This is a genomic window from Paenibacillus sp. XY044, from assembly GCF_002257645.1.
Taxonomy (GTDB): domain Bacteria; phylum Bacillota; class Bacilli; order Paenibacillales; family Paenibacillaceae; genus Paenibacillus_AQ.
Genome location: NZ_NQMO01000008.1, coordinates 238352 through 255191 on the forward strand (window position 1 = coordinate 238352; position 16840 = coordinate 255191).

Genomic DNA, 16840 nt, shown 5'->3' on the forward strand with positions numbered 1-16840 from the left:
TTGAATCGAATGAAGGGGATGTATATCAAATGGCGACAATGACTAAACTGACTACTAGCGATCAGCTGCAATCCGCATTGGAAGCCTCCACAGATAAGCCTCTGCTGCTGTTTAAGCACAGTACACGATGCCCGATCAGTGCCGGTGCGTATCGGGAAATGATGTCTTACTTGGAAGATCAGCCGAATGAAGCCGTACAGTATGGTCTGATCCATGTTGTCGAAGACCGTCCGGTATCGATGGAAGCTGCGGATCGTCTTGGGGTGCAGCATGAATCGCCTCAAGTTATTCTGGTGCAAAATCAGGCGCCCATCTGGCATACGTCTCATTATCATATTACCTCTGAAGTGATCAAGGAGCATTTGCAACAGCTGTAAGTGTTATCATTGCACAATGCAAAATTTTGTCGTATCATTGAGTTTAATGGGTTGACGAATGAAAATTTATTTGCAATGGAGAGAAGGAATTTGACGGTAACCATTTACGATGTGGCGCGTGAAGCAGGCGTATCGATGGCCACGGTATCGCGGGTTGTCAACAACAATCCCAACGTGAAGCCTCAGACCCGGAAGAAAGTATATGAAGCAATTGAACGTTTAGGATATCGTCCGAACGCGGTGGCAAGAGGACTTGCCAGCAAGAAAACGACAACCGTGGGTGTCGTGATTCCGGACATATCCAACTCCATTTTTGCGGAGATCGCCCGGGGTATTGAAGATATCGCCAACATGTACCACTACAATATCATTTTGTGTAACGCTGACAAGAGAAAAGACAAGGAAATTCGCGTCATCAACACGCTGCTTGAGAAGCAGGTGGACGGGCTGCTCTTCATGGGCGGAACCGTAACGGACGAGCATATTCAAGCCTTCCAGACTTCGGCCGTGCCGATCGTGCTCTGCGCGACGCGCGACGAGAATGGAATTTATCCTTCCGTGGATATCGATCATGAGGCGGCTGCCTTTGACGCGGTGAATACCCTGATTCGTCACGGCCACCGTGACATTGCGATGATCAGCGGAACGCTCCAGGATCCGGCGAACGGCTATGCCCGTTTCCAAGGTTACAAGAGAGCACTGGAAGCAGCCGGCATCGAATACCAGGAAGACCTGGTTCGCATCGGTAATTATCGTTACGAGTCTGGCGTGGAAGCGATGAAGTATTTCCTCGGGCTCAAGAAGAAGCCAACGGCGATCTTTGCGGCCACCGACGAAATGGCGATCGGCGCCATTCACAGTATCCAAGACGAAGGGCTGAAAGTTCCCGATGATTTCTCGATCATCAGTGTGGATAACATCCGCATGGCCTCGATGGTTCGTCCGCTGCTGACGACCGTGGCGCAGCCGATGTATGACTTGGGCGCTGTAGCTATGCGTCTCTTGACGAAGCTGATGAAGAAAGAAAATGTGGACAACCCTCGGGTCATTCTTCCTCATGAAACGATTTTGCGGCTCTCCGTAAGTCATGTGAACGAGGAATAAATAGACATACCCAAATATGAAAAAGGTTGAATATTCGTGAAAAAAGCTCCTTTCGGGAGCTTTTTTTGGGATGTACAGCTACTAAGTGTTTGTTGCAGCCATGCGTTTGTTGTTTTCATAGCGAAAAGAGCTTATTGTCCGGAATCCTATTTTTACAAAAAGCATCAACGAGAATGGACCGCTTGAAAGGATTGGAGATGACATGCCAGAAATGATAGGAATCATTGGAGCCATGGATGAGGAAGTGGAACTGCTTCTTGCAGGGATGGAAGAAGCAGAGACAGTCACCAAAGCGGGCGTCAAATATGTTCGGGGTACATACAGGGGCAAGCCGGTTATCGTCTGCAAATCCGGAGTGGGGAAAGTCAATGCAGCGGTAACGACACAAATTTTGATCGACCAGTTTGGCGTCGGCAAAGTGCTGTTTACCGGCGTGGCCGGGGCCGTTCATCCGGATCTGAACATCGGCGACATCGTTATTTCGTCGGACTGCGTGCAGCATGATATGGATGTCAGCCCGCTCGGATACGCACGGGGCGTCATTCCTTATCAGGAAGTATCGGAGTTCAAGGCCGATACGGGCCTCATTGCTTTGGCGCAGGATGCTTGCCAGACGCTCGGAGAGGTGAACTGCAAAGTGGGCCGGGTTCTTTCGGGGGACCAGTTTATCGCAAGCGTCGATCAGGTGTCCTGGTTCTATGAACATATGGACGGGGCATGCGTCGAAATGGAAGGTTCCGCCGTAGCCCAGGCCTGCTATATGAACGGAGTGCCGTTTGTCGTGATCCGGTCGATGTCCGACAAGGCCGACGGGTCGGCTCATGCCAATTTTGCCGAGTTTACGGTAGCGTCGTCCCGCCGCTCTCATGCGATTCTGGATTACATGGTGCAGCGCTTATAGTCAGCGGCTCGGGTCGCACCGATAGGAATGATACGTACTTGAAAATCCCCGGTCTCGGGTAGGGAGAATGGAACCGCGCGATAAGTGGCTCGATTCGGCGCCCTTTCTAGAGACTGGGGATTTTTTCGGCTCGTCCGTCAAATCGACAGGCAATCGCCTGAACTTTCGTTATATTCTCAATACATAAATCGCTGCTGGAACCGGATCCGGTCAAACTGTTCCTTGGAGGACAGCGGAACGTCCCGGCCGATCCGGACCATGAGGCAGTTGGCCGGATGGGAACAGATCTCCGGATCGTCAGTGGCGTACCATACCATGTCCACGACTTTCATCAGCCGCTCCATCATTTTGCGATAGTCCCATACGCTGAGGCCGCTGGATTTGAGGTCCCAATGCCAATAGTATTCGGTCGTAAAAACGATATAGGGCTCCATCTGTCCGCCTTCAAAGGCGGTTGTGATCATTCTCTGGCCGAGCCCCAGGGAACGGTAGCTATTGGCCACCTCAATCGCCCCCAGCTCGATCAGATCGGCCATATGGCCCTGTGACCAGCGTTCCTGCTCGTCCGGGTAGTGGAAGGTGACGTAGCCCACGATCATGTTTTCTTCCCGGGTAATGATGATTCTCCCTTCCGTAAGGCCGGCGATTTCTATTAACGCCTTGTGCTGCTCGGCCGGCCGGCGGAAAGCGTCAAGATCCGGATGCATCGTAAGCTCAGCGAGCCTTTCCGGGGGAACGGGACCTTCGACAATCAGGCAGCGGTCCTCGCGGGACAGCGGATGGACATGATACAGTTTGAGGTGTTCCATCTGGACGCTCCTTTCTGCTTCTAACCTACTTATAGCAAAAAAACAAATAAATGAAAAGGGAATGGCAGGGGCATACATCCTGTGCTATAATATTTCTGACATAAATTAGTCACATTTTTTTGCTGTGTTCGCAACTGCTTAACCTGTATGCTATACCCTTTCAGCAATCATTCAAAACTCTCGTAATCAAGTCATGAAGTGTATGGTGTCAATCTATTGGCATGAACTCATACAAGATTGTAAGCGCTGCCCTAACATGGGAGAACAGAGGGAGGATGAAAGTATGGATCAAATTCACAACGAAATCTTGCCGAGCGTGGTTTCATCATCCAATATGGGCGATTATGAACAGGCTCGTTCCGAGTTTCAATGGGAAGATGTGGAGAAACATTTCACCTGGTATGACACAGGCAAGGTAAATATGGCTTACGAGGCAATTGACCGCCATGTGGCGGAAGGACGCGGATCGAAGACGGCGCTCCTGTACAGCGATGCTTCCCGCGACGAGTCTTATACCTTTGCAGAGATGAAGGAGCAATCCGACAAATTCGGCAACGTGCTGCGCAAATACGGAGTCGGCAAAGGGGACCGGGTGTTTATTTTTATGCCGCGGAGTCCGGAGCTGTATTTCTCCCTCATGGGGATTCTAAAAGTGGGGGCTGTCGTCGGACCGCTCTTTGAAGCATTTATGGAAACGGCCGTTAAGGACCGTCTCGAAGACAGCGGAGCAGTCGCCCTGATTACGACGCCGCAATTGCTTGGACGCGTCAAGAAGGATGAGCTTCCCGATTTGAAACATATTTTCGTCGTTGGCGACAATGTGCAAACGGACGACAGCATTATTGATTATAAACAGGAAATGAGCGAAGCGTCGGCGGATCTGCAGATCGAATGGCTGGACCGCAGCGACGGATTGATCATTCATTATACTTCCGGTTCCACCGGCAAGCCGAAAGGCGTATACCATGTTCAGAATGCGATGATTCAGCATTACTACACAGGCCGGATCGTCCTCGATCTTCGGGAAGACGATATATACTGGTGTACGGCTGACCCGGGCTGGGTCACGGGAACGTCGTACGGCATTTTTGCCCCATGGCTGAACGGGGTGACCAATGTAATCCGCGGCGGACGATTTAGCCCGCAGGATTGGTATGGCACGATTGATAAATACAAAGTAACGGTGTGGTACAGCGCGCCGACCGCTTTCCGGATGCTGATGGGGGCCGGGGGCGATGTGATCTCCCAATTTAACCTCAGCAGCCTCCGCCACGTTCTGTCTGTGGGCGAGCCGTTGAACCCCGAAGTCGTTCGTTGGGGCGAGAAGGTCTACGGACAGCGCATCCACGACACATGGTGGATGACCGAAACGGGCGGGCAGCTGATCTGTAACTATCCTTCTATGGACATCAAGCCGGGCTCCATGGGACGTCCGCTTCCGGGTATCGAGGCCGCTATCCTGGATGATAACGGCAAGGAAGTGGCGCCTTATACGATGGGTAACCTGGCCATCAAGGCCCCTTGGCCGTCGATGATGAACCAGATTTGGAACAATCCGACGAAGTATCAGGAGTATTTCAGAATTTCGGGCTGGTATATTTCCGGGGACTCGGCATACATGGACGAAGAAGGTTACTTCTGGTTCCAAGGCCGGATCGACGATGTGATCAACTCGTCCGGCGAGCGGATCGGACCGTTTGAGGTCGAGAGCAAGCTCGTCGAGCATCCGGCGGTTGCGGAAGCCGGTGTCATCGGCAAGCCGGATGCGACGAGAGGCGAAATCATCAAGGCGTTTATTTCGCTTCGCGAAGGCTACACCGAGTCGCAGGAGCTTAAGGACGAAATCTACCGCTTTGTCAAAGAGGGATTGTCGGCTCATGCCGCACCGCGCGAGATTGAGTTCAAGGATAAACTGCCGAAGACACGTTCCGGCAAAATTATGCGGCGCGTATTGAAAGCATGGGAGTTAAACCTCCCAACGGGCGATTTGTCCACGATTGAAGACTAAGCGTAGAATACTGAACAAGGAACAGCCGGCATCAGGTCACCCCTGAGGCCGGCTGTTTTTTATTTGTTCGGTTCTCTGAGCAAAACTATCTCTATACAATTAGAGAGGCAATCCCATGCTCGGGATTGCCTCTCTTGATGTTTAGCTGCTGCCAGGTCGATTACTTTTTCTCAAAATAGGCGCCAGGCGATTTAGGCGATTCGCCTGCGCTGTTTACCGCAGATACGAAGAAGTAACCTTTGATCGGTGTCGAAGTTGAGTACGATAAGGCAGGCTCCGAGCTGGTGCCTAATTTGACATACGGCCCATTTGGATTCGCGCTGTAGTAAACATCGTACTCCGTGACCATCTCCTGGGCTCCTGCCGCGGCCCATTGGAATTGGATCCCGGTCTCCGTAGCGGCCATCGTAAGCCCGCTAGGAGCGGCTGGAGCGGCCTGTGGCGCTTGTTCCGTACCTGACGTATCTCCAGGCGTTACGGAACCGTCCGGATTGTCCTGCCCGCCATTTTGTCCTTGTTCCCCAGTCGGATCGTCCGTACCTCCGATAATATTGGTCAATCCGCCGCCCAGACCGACCGTCATGCTCGGTGCGGATTCTTTGCCGGCCACGTCTACGGCCGTGACATAGAAGCTGGATCCGCCGCTCGCGGCGCTGGTAAAGGATGACCCGTCTCCGACGATGAGGCTGGCCTGCCTGCGGTGTGAACCTCCATTATCCGAACGGTACAGCCGGTATCCGACGACATCGGATTGTCCGGTAGGACTGAAGGAGATCACCGCCTTGCTGCCGTTCCACGAGATCGAAGCGTTTGAAGGGGCAGCCGGTGCGGCGCCGTCATCTACGCGCGGATCGATCTTGGTCGGCATGTCGGTGCTGGCATCTTTAGGGATGTAGTAAGACAGCGCATTGTGGCCGCCTTTCATTTTGGCGAACGCGTTTTCCAGCTCCTTGATCAGCTCGGAAATCGGTTGTTCCCGTTTGACGACGACCTTCTCTTTGAGCATGTCGTCCGGCGTACCATCCTGCGGGATATAGTTTACGCCATTGTAGGTAATGTACTTCTCTTTGGCGATGCCATCGTCGCTTTCCGTCGGAACGAACTTGCTGTTGAAAATGTCGGTCACGAACCGGTCCGTCAGCGATGTCGGCAGCTTGCCGCTGTAGGCGGACACCGTCTTGGTCACGATGCCGTCCGGTTTATCAAACTTCGAAGTCTTGAACAGCTCGGGCTCCCGGTCGATGACCTCGTTCATGACGAGGGTCCAGATCGACTGAGCGCGTTTCTTCGCCGCCTTGGTGGTCAGCGTGTTCTTTTGTTCCTTGTAGCCTGCCCAGACCCCAAGCGTCACGTCAGGGGAGTAGCCCATAAACCAGACGTCGCCGTAATTCTGGGTTGTTCCCGTCTTGCCGACGATCGGCACGTTCTTAAAATGCTTGTAATTTTTACGGACGACATCGCCGGTTCCTTCAGTGATGACGGTCCGCAGCATGTCGGTCATCAGATAAGCCGTTTGCTTGGAATAAGCCTGCACCGGCTTGGCTTCGTGCTGATAGACGATGTTGCCCTTGGAATCGGTAATTTTCTCGATCATGTAGGCATCGTTAAACTGGCCGTTGTTGGCAATGGAGCTGTAGGCATTGGTCAGCTCTTCAACCGTCACGCCGCGAATGAGACCGCCCAACACGCCGGTCCTCGCGGTATAGTCCCGCGGTTCCAGGGTGGTGATCCCGAGCTTCTTGGCAAAGCTCCAGGCGTTCTGGATTCCGACAACGTTATTGTACAGTTTCAGCGCGACTGTATTCACGGAATTGTTGAGCGCGGAGCGCGCCGTCATCAATCCTTTATATCCCGTAGTTGAGTTTTTGGGAATATGATACCCTTTCTGTCCGTCCGGCAAAATGATCGGCGAATCGTCAACCACGCTTGCCGGCTGAACGGCCCCGGATTCAATCGCCGGCAGGTATGCCGCGATGGGCTTCATCGTCGATCCCGGCTGGCGGATCATCTGGGTGGCATAGTTCATTTGTTCTTTGTTGAAATCACGGCCTTCAATCATGCCGAGAATGGCGCCGGTCTTGTTGTCGATCATCATGGCCGCCGTTTGCTCGGCCCCCTTGGTTGTGCTGTCAGGGGAGAAATTGCTGTCATCCTCAGCGATTTTATGCATCGAATTGTACACCTTCTTATCGATCGTGGTGTAGATTCGATACCCGCCCGTGCTGAGCTGCTGCCGGGCTTCTTCAAGCAGGTCGCTGTCCTGCTTCGCATCGTCTCCTGGAGTCTTGCCTTCCGCCTGCTCATTGAGCTGCATGATGATCTGGGCGCCTTGGCGCTCCGTTTCCATCATCAGATAAGGGAAGGTGGCGTAAGCCTTCTCCACATGGGGAGCCAGCTGCTTGTGGATGTCGAAAGCCAGCGCTTCCTTGTACTGCGCTTCCGTGATTTTGTTCTCCTCCAGCATCCGCCGGAGCACCAGATGCTGCCGGTCGATGGCGCGATTAAAGTTGGCTTCGTTAAATTCGCCTTTGCCGTTAAATGCCGAATATCTGGAAGGCAGCTGAGGCAGACCGGCCAAATAAGCCGCCTCGGCGATGTTCAATTTGCTGAGATCACTAATATTAAAAATGCCTTTGGCTGCGGCCTGAATACCGTACAGGTTATAGCCGCTGGATCCGTTCCCGAAAGGAACCTTGTTTAAATATGCCGTTATAATTTCTTCTTTGGTCATAAATCGTTCCAGCCGGAGGGAGAGCAGAATTTCCTTGAACTTCCGGTCTTCCGTTTTGTCCAGATTCAGGAATACGCGTCTGGCCAGCTGCTGGGTGAGCGTGCTTCCGCCGGTCTGCACGGATTCGTGCAGAAGCTTCTGCTTGACGGCACGGAGCGTGCCATTGACGTCCACACCCTTATGTGTAAAAAAGTTGTTGTCCTCAATCGATACGACGGCGTCGATGACGATGGACGGAATCTGTTTATACTCCACGGGGCGTCTGTCCTCATCGGTCCGAAGCTGCCCGATGGGGGTGCCGTCACGGAAGTAGGCGAATCCCGTAATGGAGTTCTCGCTCATCTTCTGGTCAATCAATGCCCTGGAACGGACCGGATCATCCTTCACGATGGAAGTGAGGTATCCGGCTGCCGTGCCGCCGGCGAACAGCACTCCCATTACGATAACGACCAGCATCCACATCGCGGTAAGGCCGATAATGCGGCCGTAGGACCGTTTTTTCGGAGCGGTCTGCCCTTCCGGCTTTTGTTTGTTATCTTCAACCATTCGTGGCTATCCTCCTTTTAACGGAACTATTATAGCATAAATTGCGTATTTTGAATGCAGAGATCGAATCGTGGCTGAAAGGGTGGAAACGATTGACTTTTTTCGGTTGTGTGGTATAAATATGGTTAATCCAAAAAGCACATATCGTGAAAAGGCAAAGAAAGACATCAGTAGAAGGGTGCATGCGCTGATCAGAGAGCCGGTGGATGGTGCGAACCGGCAGCCTGCCCCTTTGAATTACCGTCTTGAGCCGTCCCGAGGAACGCGCGTCACCAGGACGCGCCAGTAGTCTGGCACCGGACTGACAGTCCGTTATCCGTAATGAAGTGAAAGCAGTGGATGGAAGGGCATTGTCCCTAAAACGCTGCTTTAATTAGGGTGGTAACGCGAGCAGGCTCCTTCTCGTCCCTTGGGACATGAAGGAGCCTTTTTGCTGTACTTACTAAACGGATGGTGGAAAGGTTGATGACGATGAATTGGGAAAAGCTCATGCCGGACCAGAAGGAAGAGGTTGAACGCCAACTGGCCGTCATCAAGCGGGGAACGGTCGATATTTTACCTGAAGAGGAGCTGGAGCGAAAAGTAATCCGGTCGGTTGTGCAAGGACGGCCGCTCAAGGTGAAGCTGGGTCTTGATCCGTCGGCTCCGGACATTCATGTGGGCCACACCGTCGTCCTGCACAAGCTGCGGCAGTTCCAGGAGCTGGGACATGAGGTGCAGCTGATCATCGGGGATTTCACGGGCCGGATCGGCGACCCGACGGGGAAGTCGGAAACCCGCAGGCAGCTGACGGAAGAGGACGTGAAGCGGAATGCGGAAACGTACCAGAAGCAGGTGTTCAAAATATTAAGCCCAGACAAGACGAAGGTATATTACAACTCCGAATGGCTCGGTCCGATGACCTTTGCCGATGTGATCGGGCTGGGTTCCAAAGTGACGGTGGCCCGGATGCTGGAGCGCGACGACTTCTCCAAACGCTACGCCGGCGGACTCCCGATCAGTATTCACGAGTTTTTCTATCCGCTGATGCAAGGGATGGATTCAGTGTCGCTGGAGACCGACATCGAGCTCGGCGGTACGGATCAGACATTTAACCTCATGATGGGCCGCACCCTGCAAAAGGAATACGGGGCAGAACCACAGGTGGCGATCACGCTTCCGCTCTTGGAAGGGCTGGATGGGATACAGAAGATGAGCAAAAGCCTCGGCAACTATATCGGGATCGATGACACCCCGAACGAAATGTTCGGCAAAACGATGTCGGTGCCGGATGAGCTGATGGTGAAATACTATGAGCTGGCCACGGATATGACGAATGAGGAGCTTGAGGTTCTGAGTGAAGATTTGAGCGGCGGGAGCCTCCACCCGCGGGATGCCAAAATGAGCTTGGCGGCTGCCTTTGTCCGGATGTACCATGGGCGGGAGGCAGCCGAGGCGGCCCGGCGGCATTTCGTTACCGTCTTTCAGCAGCGTGCGCTTCCCGAGGAAATTGAGCTGCGCGATATTCCCGAAGACGAGCTGCAGGGAGGGGCTATTCGGTTGGTCCGGCTGCTGACCCTCCTGGGATTTGCGGTTTCCAACAGCGAGGCCAGAAGGAGCATACAGCAGGGGGCGGTCAAGCTGAATGAAGTTAAAATCGAAGACCCGAATGCGGATGTCACGGTCCGGGACGGCGATATCGTTCAAGCGGGGAAACGCAAATTCGCCAAGCTCCGGATCGTATAGAAGCCGTGGATATTCTATAGAAGCTTGATGTGTTTAAGAAGATTGCATGGATTAATGAAGCCATGTGCATGACCGCAAAAAATAGGGCTGCCAGTCAGTCCTATTTTTTCATAATAACAAAAAAGCCCGGAACATAACGTTCCAGGCTTGGTTGCAGCGAAATATTAACGGTTGTAGAATTCGACGATTTGTCTTTCGTCGATGTCTTGGGAAAGTTCGGCGCGCTCTGGGAAACGGATGTATTTACCTTCCAAAGCTCCATCGTTGTATTCCAGGTAGCCTGGCAGATGCGAACGGTTCTCCAGCGCTTCTTTAATAGAAGAGAGGCTGCGGCTTCTTTCGCGAAGACTGATTACGTCGCCTGTGATAACTTGGTAGGAAGCAACGTTTACTTTCTTGCCGTTAACAGTCACGTGACCGTGAGCGACCAATTGGCGCGCTCCTGCACGGGAGTTAGCGAAACCAAGACGGTAAACGAGGTTGTCCAAGCGGCTTTCCAGCAAGAACATGAAGTTTTCACCGGCAATACCCTGCATTTTTTGCGCTCTGTCGAACAGCGTGCGGAATTGCTTTTCACCCAAACCGTACATGTGGCGCAATTTTTGTTTTTCTTGGAGCTGCATACCGTAGTTGCTCATTTTTCTCCGTTGGTTAGGACCGTGTTGTCCCGGAGGAAAAGGGCGTTTCAATTCTTTACCAGTACCGCTCAGGGAAATTCCCAGACGACGGCTCAATTTAAACTTTGGACCTGTGTAACGTGCCATGTTATAGTAGACTCCTTTATTGTTCGAATAATTTACAGTAGGGCTCTATTTGCGCCGTATTTGTTTACCTGTGCGTTCTATAGCGAACCGCACAACTGACGGGAAAGTTCAGCCGCTGTCCTATCAGCAACAAATGACGTGAGGGTGACACAACGTTACGCCCAAATCAAGACTATATTGCAGTCTTTTTCAACAATAGATTTTATATTATAGAGTAGGTAAAAGTCAAGGCCTGACAATGTGCTGGAAAAGTCTAATTTTGTCGATAGGGCTATAGTCCTAAAAAAGTAGGACGAATATCTGAAATATGAGTGCAAAATTGCTTGGAACAGAGTAGAATGTTTATTATAACACATCCGACATGACCCGACTTTATAGCGGACTTTTTCATATTGCAAGGGTGACAATGTATATTGATTGCGATTTTATGGTGCCGTGAAAGACACCCTTTGGCACGGTGTAAAGGAGCGCCTGTCTATGTCAGAACACCAACGAGAAACAACGAAGCATCAAAGCCTTTTTCAGACGAATGCCGATCTGGCGTTTCCTTCGGAGTCGGCTACTTCCTGGCTGCAGGAGATCGACTTGTCCGTTCATGATTTGCCCTATGTGGATCACGTGATCCAAGGAGCTTTTTTTAATTGGCGGGCCGAAGCGCAGACACTGCCGCTGAGTGGACAAGCCTTGTGGGCTGTAACGAATTTTCAGGGGCGGTGGATCGATGGCGATGAAGCTCTTCTTGCGGAGCCTTTCAACGGTTTGGCGGGAGAGATCGGCCGTTGCCTGGAGTCCGGGGAACAGTTCTGGATCCTTCCCGATGATCCGGCGGATCGCCATAGCTCCTGGGTTACTACGGTTATTCCGGTGTTTACTCGCCGGGAGCACGCGCTGGTCTGCCTTCTGGTCTGTGGAATTCCCGCGCACCTTTTTGGTGAAGGAGCCCGGGACACCGTTGCCGCCATGGCGCTCCACTATCGTTCTTGCCTGTACAAAAGTTTTAAGTTCGCCCTTGTGTCGGACATTCTGAAGGCGCAGGAAAGTACGGAACGGGAGGCTAACCGCCGGTCCATTCTGTTTCAAATCATGCAGCGGATGCATGACCAGATCGATGTGGATACCGTGCTGACAGAGGTATTGGACAGCCTCGAAGTTCTGTACCCCACCATCCGCGCGAGACTGCTTATGTCCCAGGACCATCAGAGCCGCAATCCGCGGGTGAAGCCGCTCGTCTTTCATCCCTGGGGCGAGGATATCTGCGTCAGGTCTTTTATGGATGGAAGGCTCATGATGCAGGACTGCAGGGACGGGGGGATGGAGAACCAGGTCGAAATCGCCATACCGCTCGGCGGCAAGCAGGGCGTCTATGGGGTGCTTCATCTGGTGATGTCCAGGGAGCTTCAGGAAGATCTGGACCTGCAGCTGATCGGCATGGTGGTCGACACGGCGGGGAATGCTTTTGAAAATGCGAAGCTCTACGAGCAGTCGAACCTGCTGATTCATGAGCTGCGCCTCATTAACGAATTGACCCAGCGGCTGAACCAGAGCCTCAAGCTTGGGGATATTTACAAGTTTGCCAGCGAGGAGATGCTGGATATTTTCCAGGCGGATTACTGCTGCTTCTTGCAGTACAATGAGGAACGAGGCGTTCTGGAGGTGATGGCGTCCAACGTTCCTGGTCTTGCCCCGTCCTTTGATGCGGAGTACGGCTTTGGCGGACATGTATTTCATAAAAAGGAACCTGTCATTCTTTCGGACTATTCGCTGAGCGGCAAGGTCCCCTCGAAGCTGATGGATGTCACGCATTCGCAATCCCTCATCGCTTCACCGCTGACGGTAAACGGCAAGGTGATGGGGGCCATTCTGCTGACGCACCGCAATCCTCATTATTTTTCCTATGATAATTATCGGCTTCTGCAAACCTTGTCCAGCCACATCGGCCTTTCAGTGAGCAATGCGCTGCTTCACGCTGAGCTGAGACGGATGGCCAACCGGGACATGCTGACCGACATGTACGCCCGCCACTACCTCGACAAGATGATTCAGCAGTATCAAGTGAGCGATTTTTGCGGGTCCCTGATCGTGGTGGACATTGATGAATTCAAACAGGTTAACGATACATACGGTCATCAGAAAGGTGACGATATCCTTCGGCAGGTCAGCGATATCGTGAAATCCTCCATTCGGGAGGAAGATGTGCCTGCACGCTGGGGCGGGGAGGAGCTGGCCGTGTATCTGCCGCAGCTGGGGGTGCACCAGGCGGTCAAAGTCGCTGAAGTGATCCGAAGCCGGGTCGCCCGGGAGACGAGCCCCCCCGTTACAATTTCAAGCGGAATCGCTGAATGGTGCTGGACGGATCCACAGGTGAGTGTAGACAGCTTGTTCTACAGAGCGGATATGGCCCTCTACAGGGCAAAGAACAGCGGACGCAACCAGATTCAAATGGAAGACGTGAACGATATGTAAAGGGCGGCCTCACTTTCGAGTGGGGGCGCCTTATTTTTGCATGAACTGGTCAGGCGGGGGACAGCCTATAAGCAAAAAGGACCTATGTCAGGAGAATGAACCTTGGTTCATTCCGTCCGGAAAGGCAGTATTCCATGATAAAAAAAATGGTACTTCCCGCCTTGCTGCTGCTTAGCCTATGCGGCGGTTTGACAGGCTGCGGCATGTTTCAGGACTCGAAATCGCCGGAGGAATGGTTTTCCCAGACGATTACCGGACTGGCCGGCAAAGACTCGTTCTCATTTATTGGTCAGGCTGCGGTGCGTGCGCAGGATCAGGGGCAGGCGCAGAATTTTGCTTACACCGGCAGGCTCACGGGCCACGACCAGCTCACCATGGAGAGCGTGATCCCTACCCAAGAGGCGGTTAACGCCAAGGGACTCCAGGCAAGGGGAATCACCGGGAAAACCGTGAAGGTGACGAATTTCCGCAGGCAGGACGGGGGATGGGTGAGGCTGTCGAGCGAAGCGGATCCCGAGGATACCTCTCCTTCGTTAACCCGGTTTAACCCTCTGCAGCAGCTGGACGGCATACATGATCTTCCCAAAAACATCAAAGTAGAGTCCAGTGGCGCCCGGGGGACCAAAGTGCTGCGGATCGAATTGGAAAGCTCGAGCGCGAAAAGTTTTTTGGCGAAGCAGCTCGAGTCAGAGATGGAGGGTCTCCGCAAGCAGCCCGGATATACCCGTGCACAGTCCCGGGAAAAGCAGAAGCTGCAGAGTCTCTGGAGTCAAGGGGACAAGCAGCTGCGGCAAATGCTGAACGACGCCCAGGTAAGCACGGTCTATCATTTGACGATTAACCGCAAGTCGGGATTTCCGGTTCGTTTGACCTCGGAGAGCGCAATCGACTATATCAACCTGAACGGCGCAAAGACACGGGAGTCGATGGTGAACGATGTTTCATTCCAGCCGTAGCCCCATCATACCGGTGGGCATCGGTTTTTACGCCTGCTCCCGCAGCTCCATGCTGACGGGACTTGCCATGCGTGCTACAATAAGTCTGAATGAATTAACCTTTGTTCAAATAAATAGCATAGAGGTTATGTCAAGGGGAGGAAATAAGTAATGCGTGATCCTAGAATCCAAAAACTGGCGGAAAACCTGGTCGGTTATTCCGTGAACGTACAGCCGGGGGAGAACGTCCTTGTCGAGATGATCGGCTCGGAGCGCAACCTGCTGAAGGCCGTCATTGATGAAGTCGGCAAGCGGGGAGGACGCCCGTTCGTGCAAATTACCGACAAATCCGTGCAGCGTACGATGCTGATGAACGCGACGGAAGAAATGCTCAAGACTTGGGCGGACATCGACTTGAACCGGATGAAGCAGATGGACTGCTATATCGGCATCCGCGCCGGAGAGAACGTCAATGATCTGGCCGACGTCCCTGACGAAAAGGTGAAACTGTTCAATTCGCTTTACAATCATCCGGTACATAGCGGACAGCGCGTAAACCACACCAAATGGGTGGTACTGCGTTATCCGAACCCAAGCATGGCCCAGTTGGCCAATATGAGCACGGAAGCTTTTGAGGACTTCTATTTTGACGTATGCAACCTCGATTACGCCAAGATGGACAAGGCGCAGGATCCACTTGCCGAGCTGATGAGAAAGACGGACAAGGTCCGCATCGTCGGTCCGGGCACCGACCTCAGCTTTTCTATTAAGGGGATCGGCGCCGAAAAATGCGCTGGCGAGAAAAACATTCCGGACGGCGAGGTTTACAGCGCACCGGTGCGCGATTCCGTCAACGGCACGATCAGCTACAACACCGGCACGGTATATAACGGCATCTCGTTCGAAAATATCAAGTTTACCTTCAAGGATGGAAAAATCGTGGAAGCGACGAGCAACGATACCAAGCGCCTGAACAACATTTTGGACTCGGATGAAGGGGCGCGCTATATCGGCGAATTCGCGATCGGGTTTAACCCGTACATTTTACACCCGATGAAGGACATTCTGTTCGACGAAAAAATTGCCGGAAGCATCCACTTTACCCCGGGTCAAGCCTATGAAGTAACGGATAACGGCAACCGTTCATCCATCCACTGGGACATCGTGCTGATTCAGCGTGAAGACTACGGCGGCGGGGAAATTTACTTCGACGACGTGCTGATCCGCAAAGACGGCATTTTCGTCATTCCGGAACTGCAGGGGTTGAACCCAGAGAATTTGAAGTAGGAATAACTGCATTAGAAACCGGATCTGTTATATCTCGGCCAAGCGCCTTTCAGAAATTCCTTGCGCGAGAAAGCGGATTCAATGTATCATAAAAGTGGTAAAATCATAGTATACTTGATATCAAAAGCTACGGAGGGATCCTATGTCCAGTAACAACGCAGCTGTTGTGGAAATCGCCCAAACGGCAAGCCAATTTACCTCTTCGATCGTACTTCAAGCGGAGAACAAGTACATCGATGTCAAAAGTATCCTCGGTTTGTTTACGACGCTTGTAAGCAGCCAAAGCTATGAGCTTCATGTTCATGGACCGGATGCGGACGAGGCTAAAGCGGCGATGAAGGAAGTGTTTGCCAAACACGGCCTGAACGTCAACGTGGTCTCTGAGTAATGGATGAAGAAGAGCGCTCCTGCTGGCAACAGTAAGGGCGCTTTTTTTAAAGCTTAAAATTTATATTTTCCGGGGTCCCCGCATCTGAGATAGCATCGAAGCCCAACCCTCACTTTGTGGGGTTATTTTAGAACCTTCACCGCCGTCAGCCTTCCCCTTAGAGTCTCCTACTGCTGAGCTTGGCATAAAACCGGGGTCTTTGCGGACGATGGACCGGAATTTCCCCCTCCCTAGGCTTCCCAGGGACGTTTTTCTGGGCCAGGTTCTTGTATTGGTGTTCAATTTCGTCTAATATTAAGAATAGAATACAAGGGTGTAAATGTAGGATTTTGGACATAGGGGGGAAGATGCATGACTTCATCTGAGCTGCAGGAGCAGTTGAATATTAAGGCGATTAATCTGCTGAAAGATGATGCAGAGAAAATAGAGAAGCTTATTGAAGTACAAATGGAGAATCTGGCCACACGCTATTGCCCTCTCTATGAGGAAGTGCTGGACACCCAGATGTACGGATTTTCACGTGAGGTTGATTTTGCCGTACGCGCCGGTCTTGTGCCCGAACTTACAGGCAAACAGCTGGTCAGTGAGCTGGAGAAGAATCTGGCCAACCTCTATGAAGCCCTGAACAACAGGGAAGCATAAATCATCAGCCTGTCGCAAGCAGGCTTACATAAGATGCAGGGTTCAGGCGACCGGATCCCGTGTCAATCGATGATGAGCAGTTGCAGCTTGGCCTTCACTTCGGAGGTCCCGAGATTTATAAATTTATACGTATAAAAAGGCATGCTCTCCGCTGGAGAAC

13 protein-coding genes and 1 other annotated feature are annotated in these 16840 nt (G+C 52.4%); of the genes, 10 read left to right on the top strand and 3 right to left on the bottom strand.

Features of this window, described 5'->3' with window-relative positions:
• Positions 1–29 precede the first annotated feature (29 nt).
• The 3 genes from ytxJ (at position 30) to CJP46_RS27600 (ending at position 2382) form a co-directional block, all read left to right on the top strand.
• Entirely contained in the window at positions 30–377 is a 348-nt protein-coding gene (gene ytxJ, locus CJP46_RS27590; protein WP_094598837.1) for a bacillithiol system redox-active protein YtxJ, read from the top strand.
• A 90-nt stretch (positions 378–467) separates the two neighbouring features.
• On the top strand, positions 468–1481 hold the full coding sequence (gene ccpA / locus CJP46_RS27595; protein ID WP_094598838.1) for a catabolite control protein A: 1014 nt from the start codon (positions 468–470) through the stop codon (positions 1479–1481).
• A 202-nt stretch (positions 1482–1683) separates the two neighbouring features.
• Positions 1684–2382 (top strand): 5'-methylthioadenosine/adenosylhomocysteine nucleosidase, encoded by a 699-nt coding sequence (locus CJP46_RS27600; RefSeq protein ID WP_094598839.1) that lies wholly within the window; start codon positions 1684–1686, stop codon positions 2380–2382.
• A gap of 176 nt (positions 2383–2558) precedes the next feature.
• On the opposite strand, the gene CJP46_RS27605 is transcribed toward CJP46_RS27600, so the two are convergent.
• Entirely contained in the window at positions 2559–3191 is a 633-nt protein-coding gene (locus CJP46_RS27605; RefSeq protein ID WP_094598840.1) for a GNAT family N-acetyltransferase, read from the bottom strand.
• 283 nt (positions 3192–3474) lie between these two features.
• On the opposite strand from CJP46_RS27605, the gene acsA reads away from it, so the two are divergent.
• Positions 3475–5199: an acetate--CoA ligase gene (gene acsA, locus CJP46_RS27610; protein WP_094598841.1), complete on the top strand. Its 1725-nt coding sequence runs from the start codon at positions 3475–3477 to the stop codon at positions 5197–5199.
• Between the two features lie 160 nt (positions 5200–5359).
• On the opposite strand, the gene CJP46_RS27615 is transcribed toward acsA, so the two are convergent.
• Positions 5360–8476, bottom strand: coding sequence for a penicillin-binding protein 1A (locus CJP46_RS27615; protein WP_094598842.1), 3117 nt, complete (start codon positions 8474–8476; stop codon positions 5360–5362).
• A gap of 148 nt (positions 8477–8624) precedes the next feature.
• Positions 8625–8889 (top strand) — a binding site (T-box leader).
• A 58-nt stretch (positions 8890–8947) separates the two neighbouring features.
• Here CJP46_RS27615 and tyrS point away from each other — a divergent pair.
• Positions 8948–10201, top strand: coding sequence for a tyrosine--tRNA ligase (tyrS, locus tag CJP46_RS27620; RefSeq protein WP_094598954.1), 1254 nt, complete (start codon positions 8948–8950; stop codon positions 10199–10201).
• A 164-nt stretch (positions 10202–10365) separates the two neighbouring features.
• Here tyrS and rpsD read toward each other — a convergent pair whose 3' ends face one another.
• Positions 10366–10965 (bottom strand): 30S ribosomal protein S4, encoded by a 600-nt coding sequence (gene rpsD / locus CJP46_RS27625; protein WP_094598843.1) that lies wholly within the window; start codon positions 10963–10965, stop codon positions 10366–10368.
• A 477-nt stretch (positions 10966–11442) separates the two neighbouring features.
• On the opposite strand from rpsD, the gene CJP46_RS27630 reads away from it, so the two are divergent.
• The 5 genes from CJP46_RS27630 to CJP46_RS27650 all read left to right on the top strand — a co-directional run bounded on the left by CJP46_RS27630 (position 11443) and on the right by CJP46_RS27650 (position 16680).
• A complete protein-coding gene (locus CJP46_RS27630) occupies positions 11443–13428 on the top strand; it encodes a sensor domain-containing diguanylate cyclase (RefSeq protein WP_094598844.1) in 1986 nt (661 codons plus the stop codon).
• Between the two features lie 134 nt (positions 13429–13562).
• Complete coding sequence (locus tag CJP46_RS27635) at positions 13563–14384, top strand: hypothetical protein (protein WP_143813041.1); 822 nt, start codon at positions 13563–13565, stop codon at positions 14382–14384.
• Positions 14385–14534: 150 nt separating this feature from the next.
• Complete coding sequence (locus tag CJP46_RS27640) at positions 14535–15650, top strand: aminopeptidase (RefSeq protein ID WP_094598846.1); 1116 nt, start codon at positions 14535–14537, stop codon at positions 15648–15650.
• A 142-nt stretch (positions 15651–15792) separates the two neighbouring features.
• A complete protein-coding gene (locus CJP46_RS27645) occupies positions 15793–16038 on the top strand; it encodes an HPr family phosphocarrier protein (RefSeq protein ID WP_094598847.1) in 246 nt (81 codons plus the stop codon).
• 351 nt (positions 16039–16389) lie between these two features.
• The gene (locus tag CJP46_RS27650; protein ID WP_076169917.1) at positions 16390–16680 is read left to right on the top strand and encodes an Fpa/YlaN family protein; all 291 of its coding nucleotides are present in this window, start codon (positions 16390–16392) and stop codon (positions 16678–16680) included.
• Positions 16681–16840: the final 160 nt, after the last annotated feature.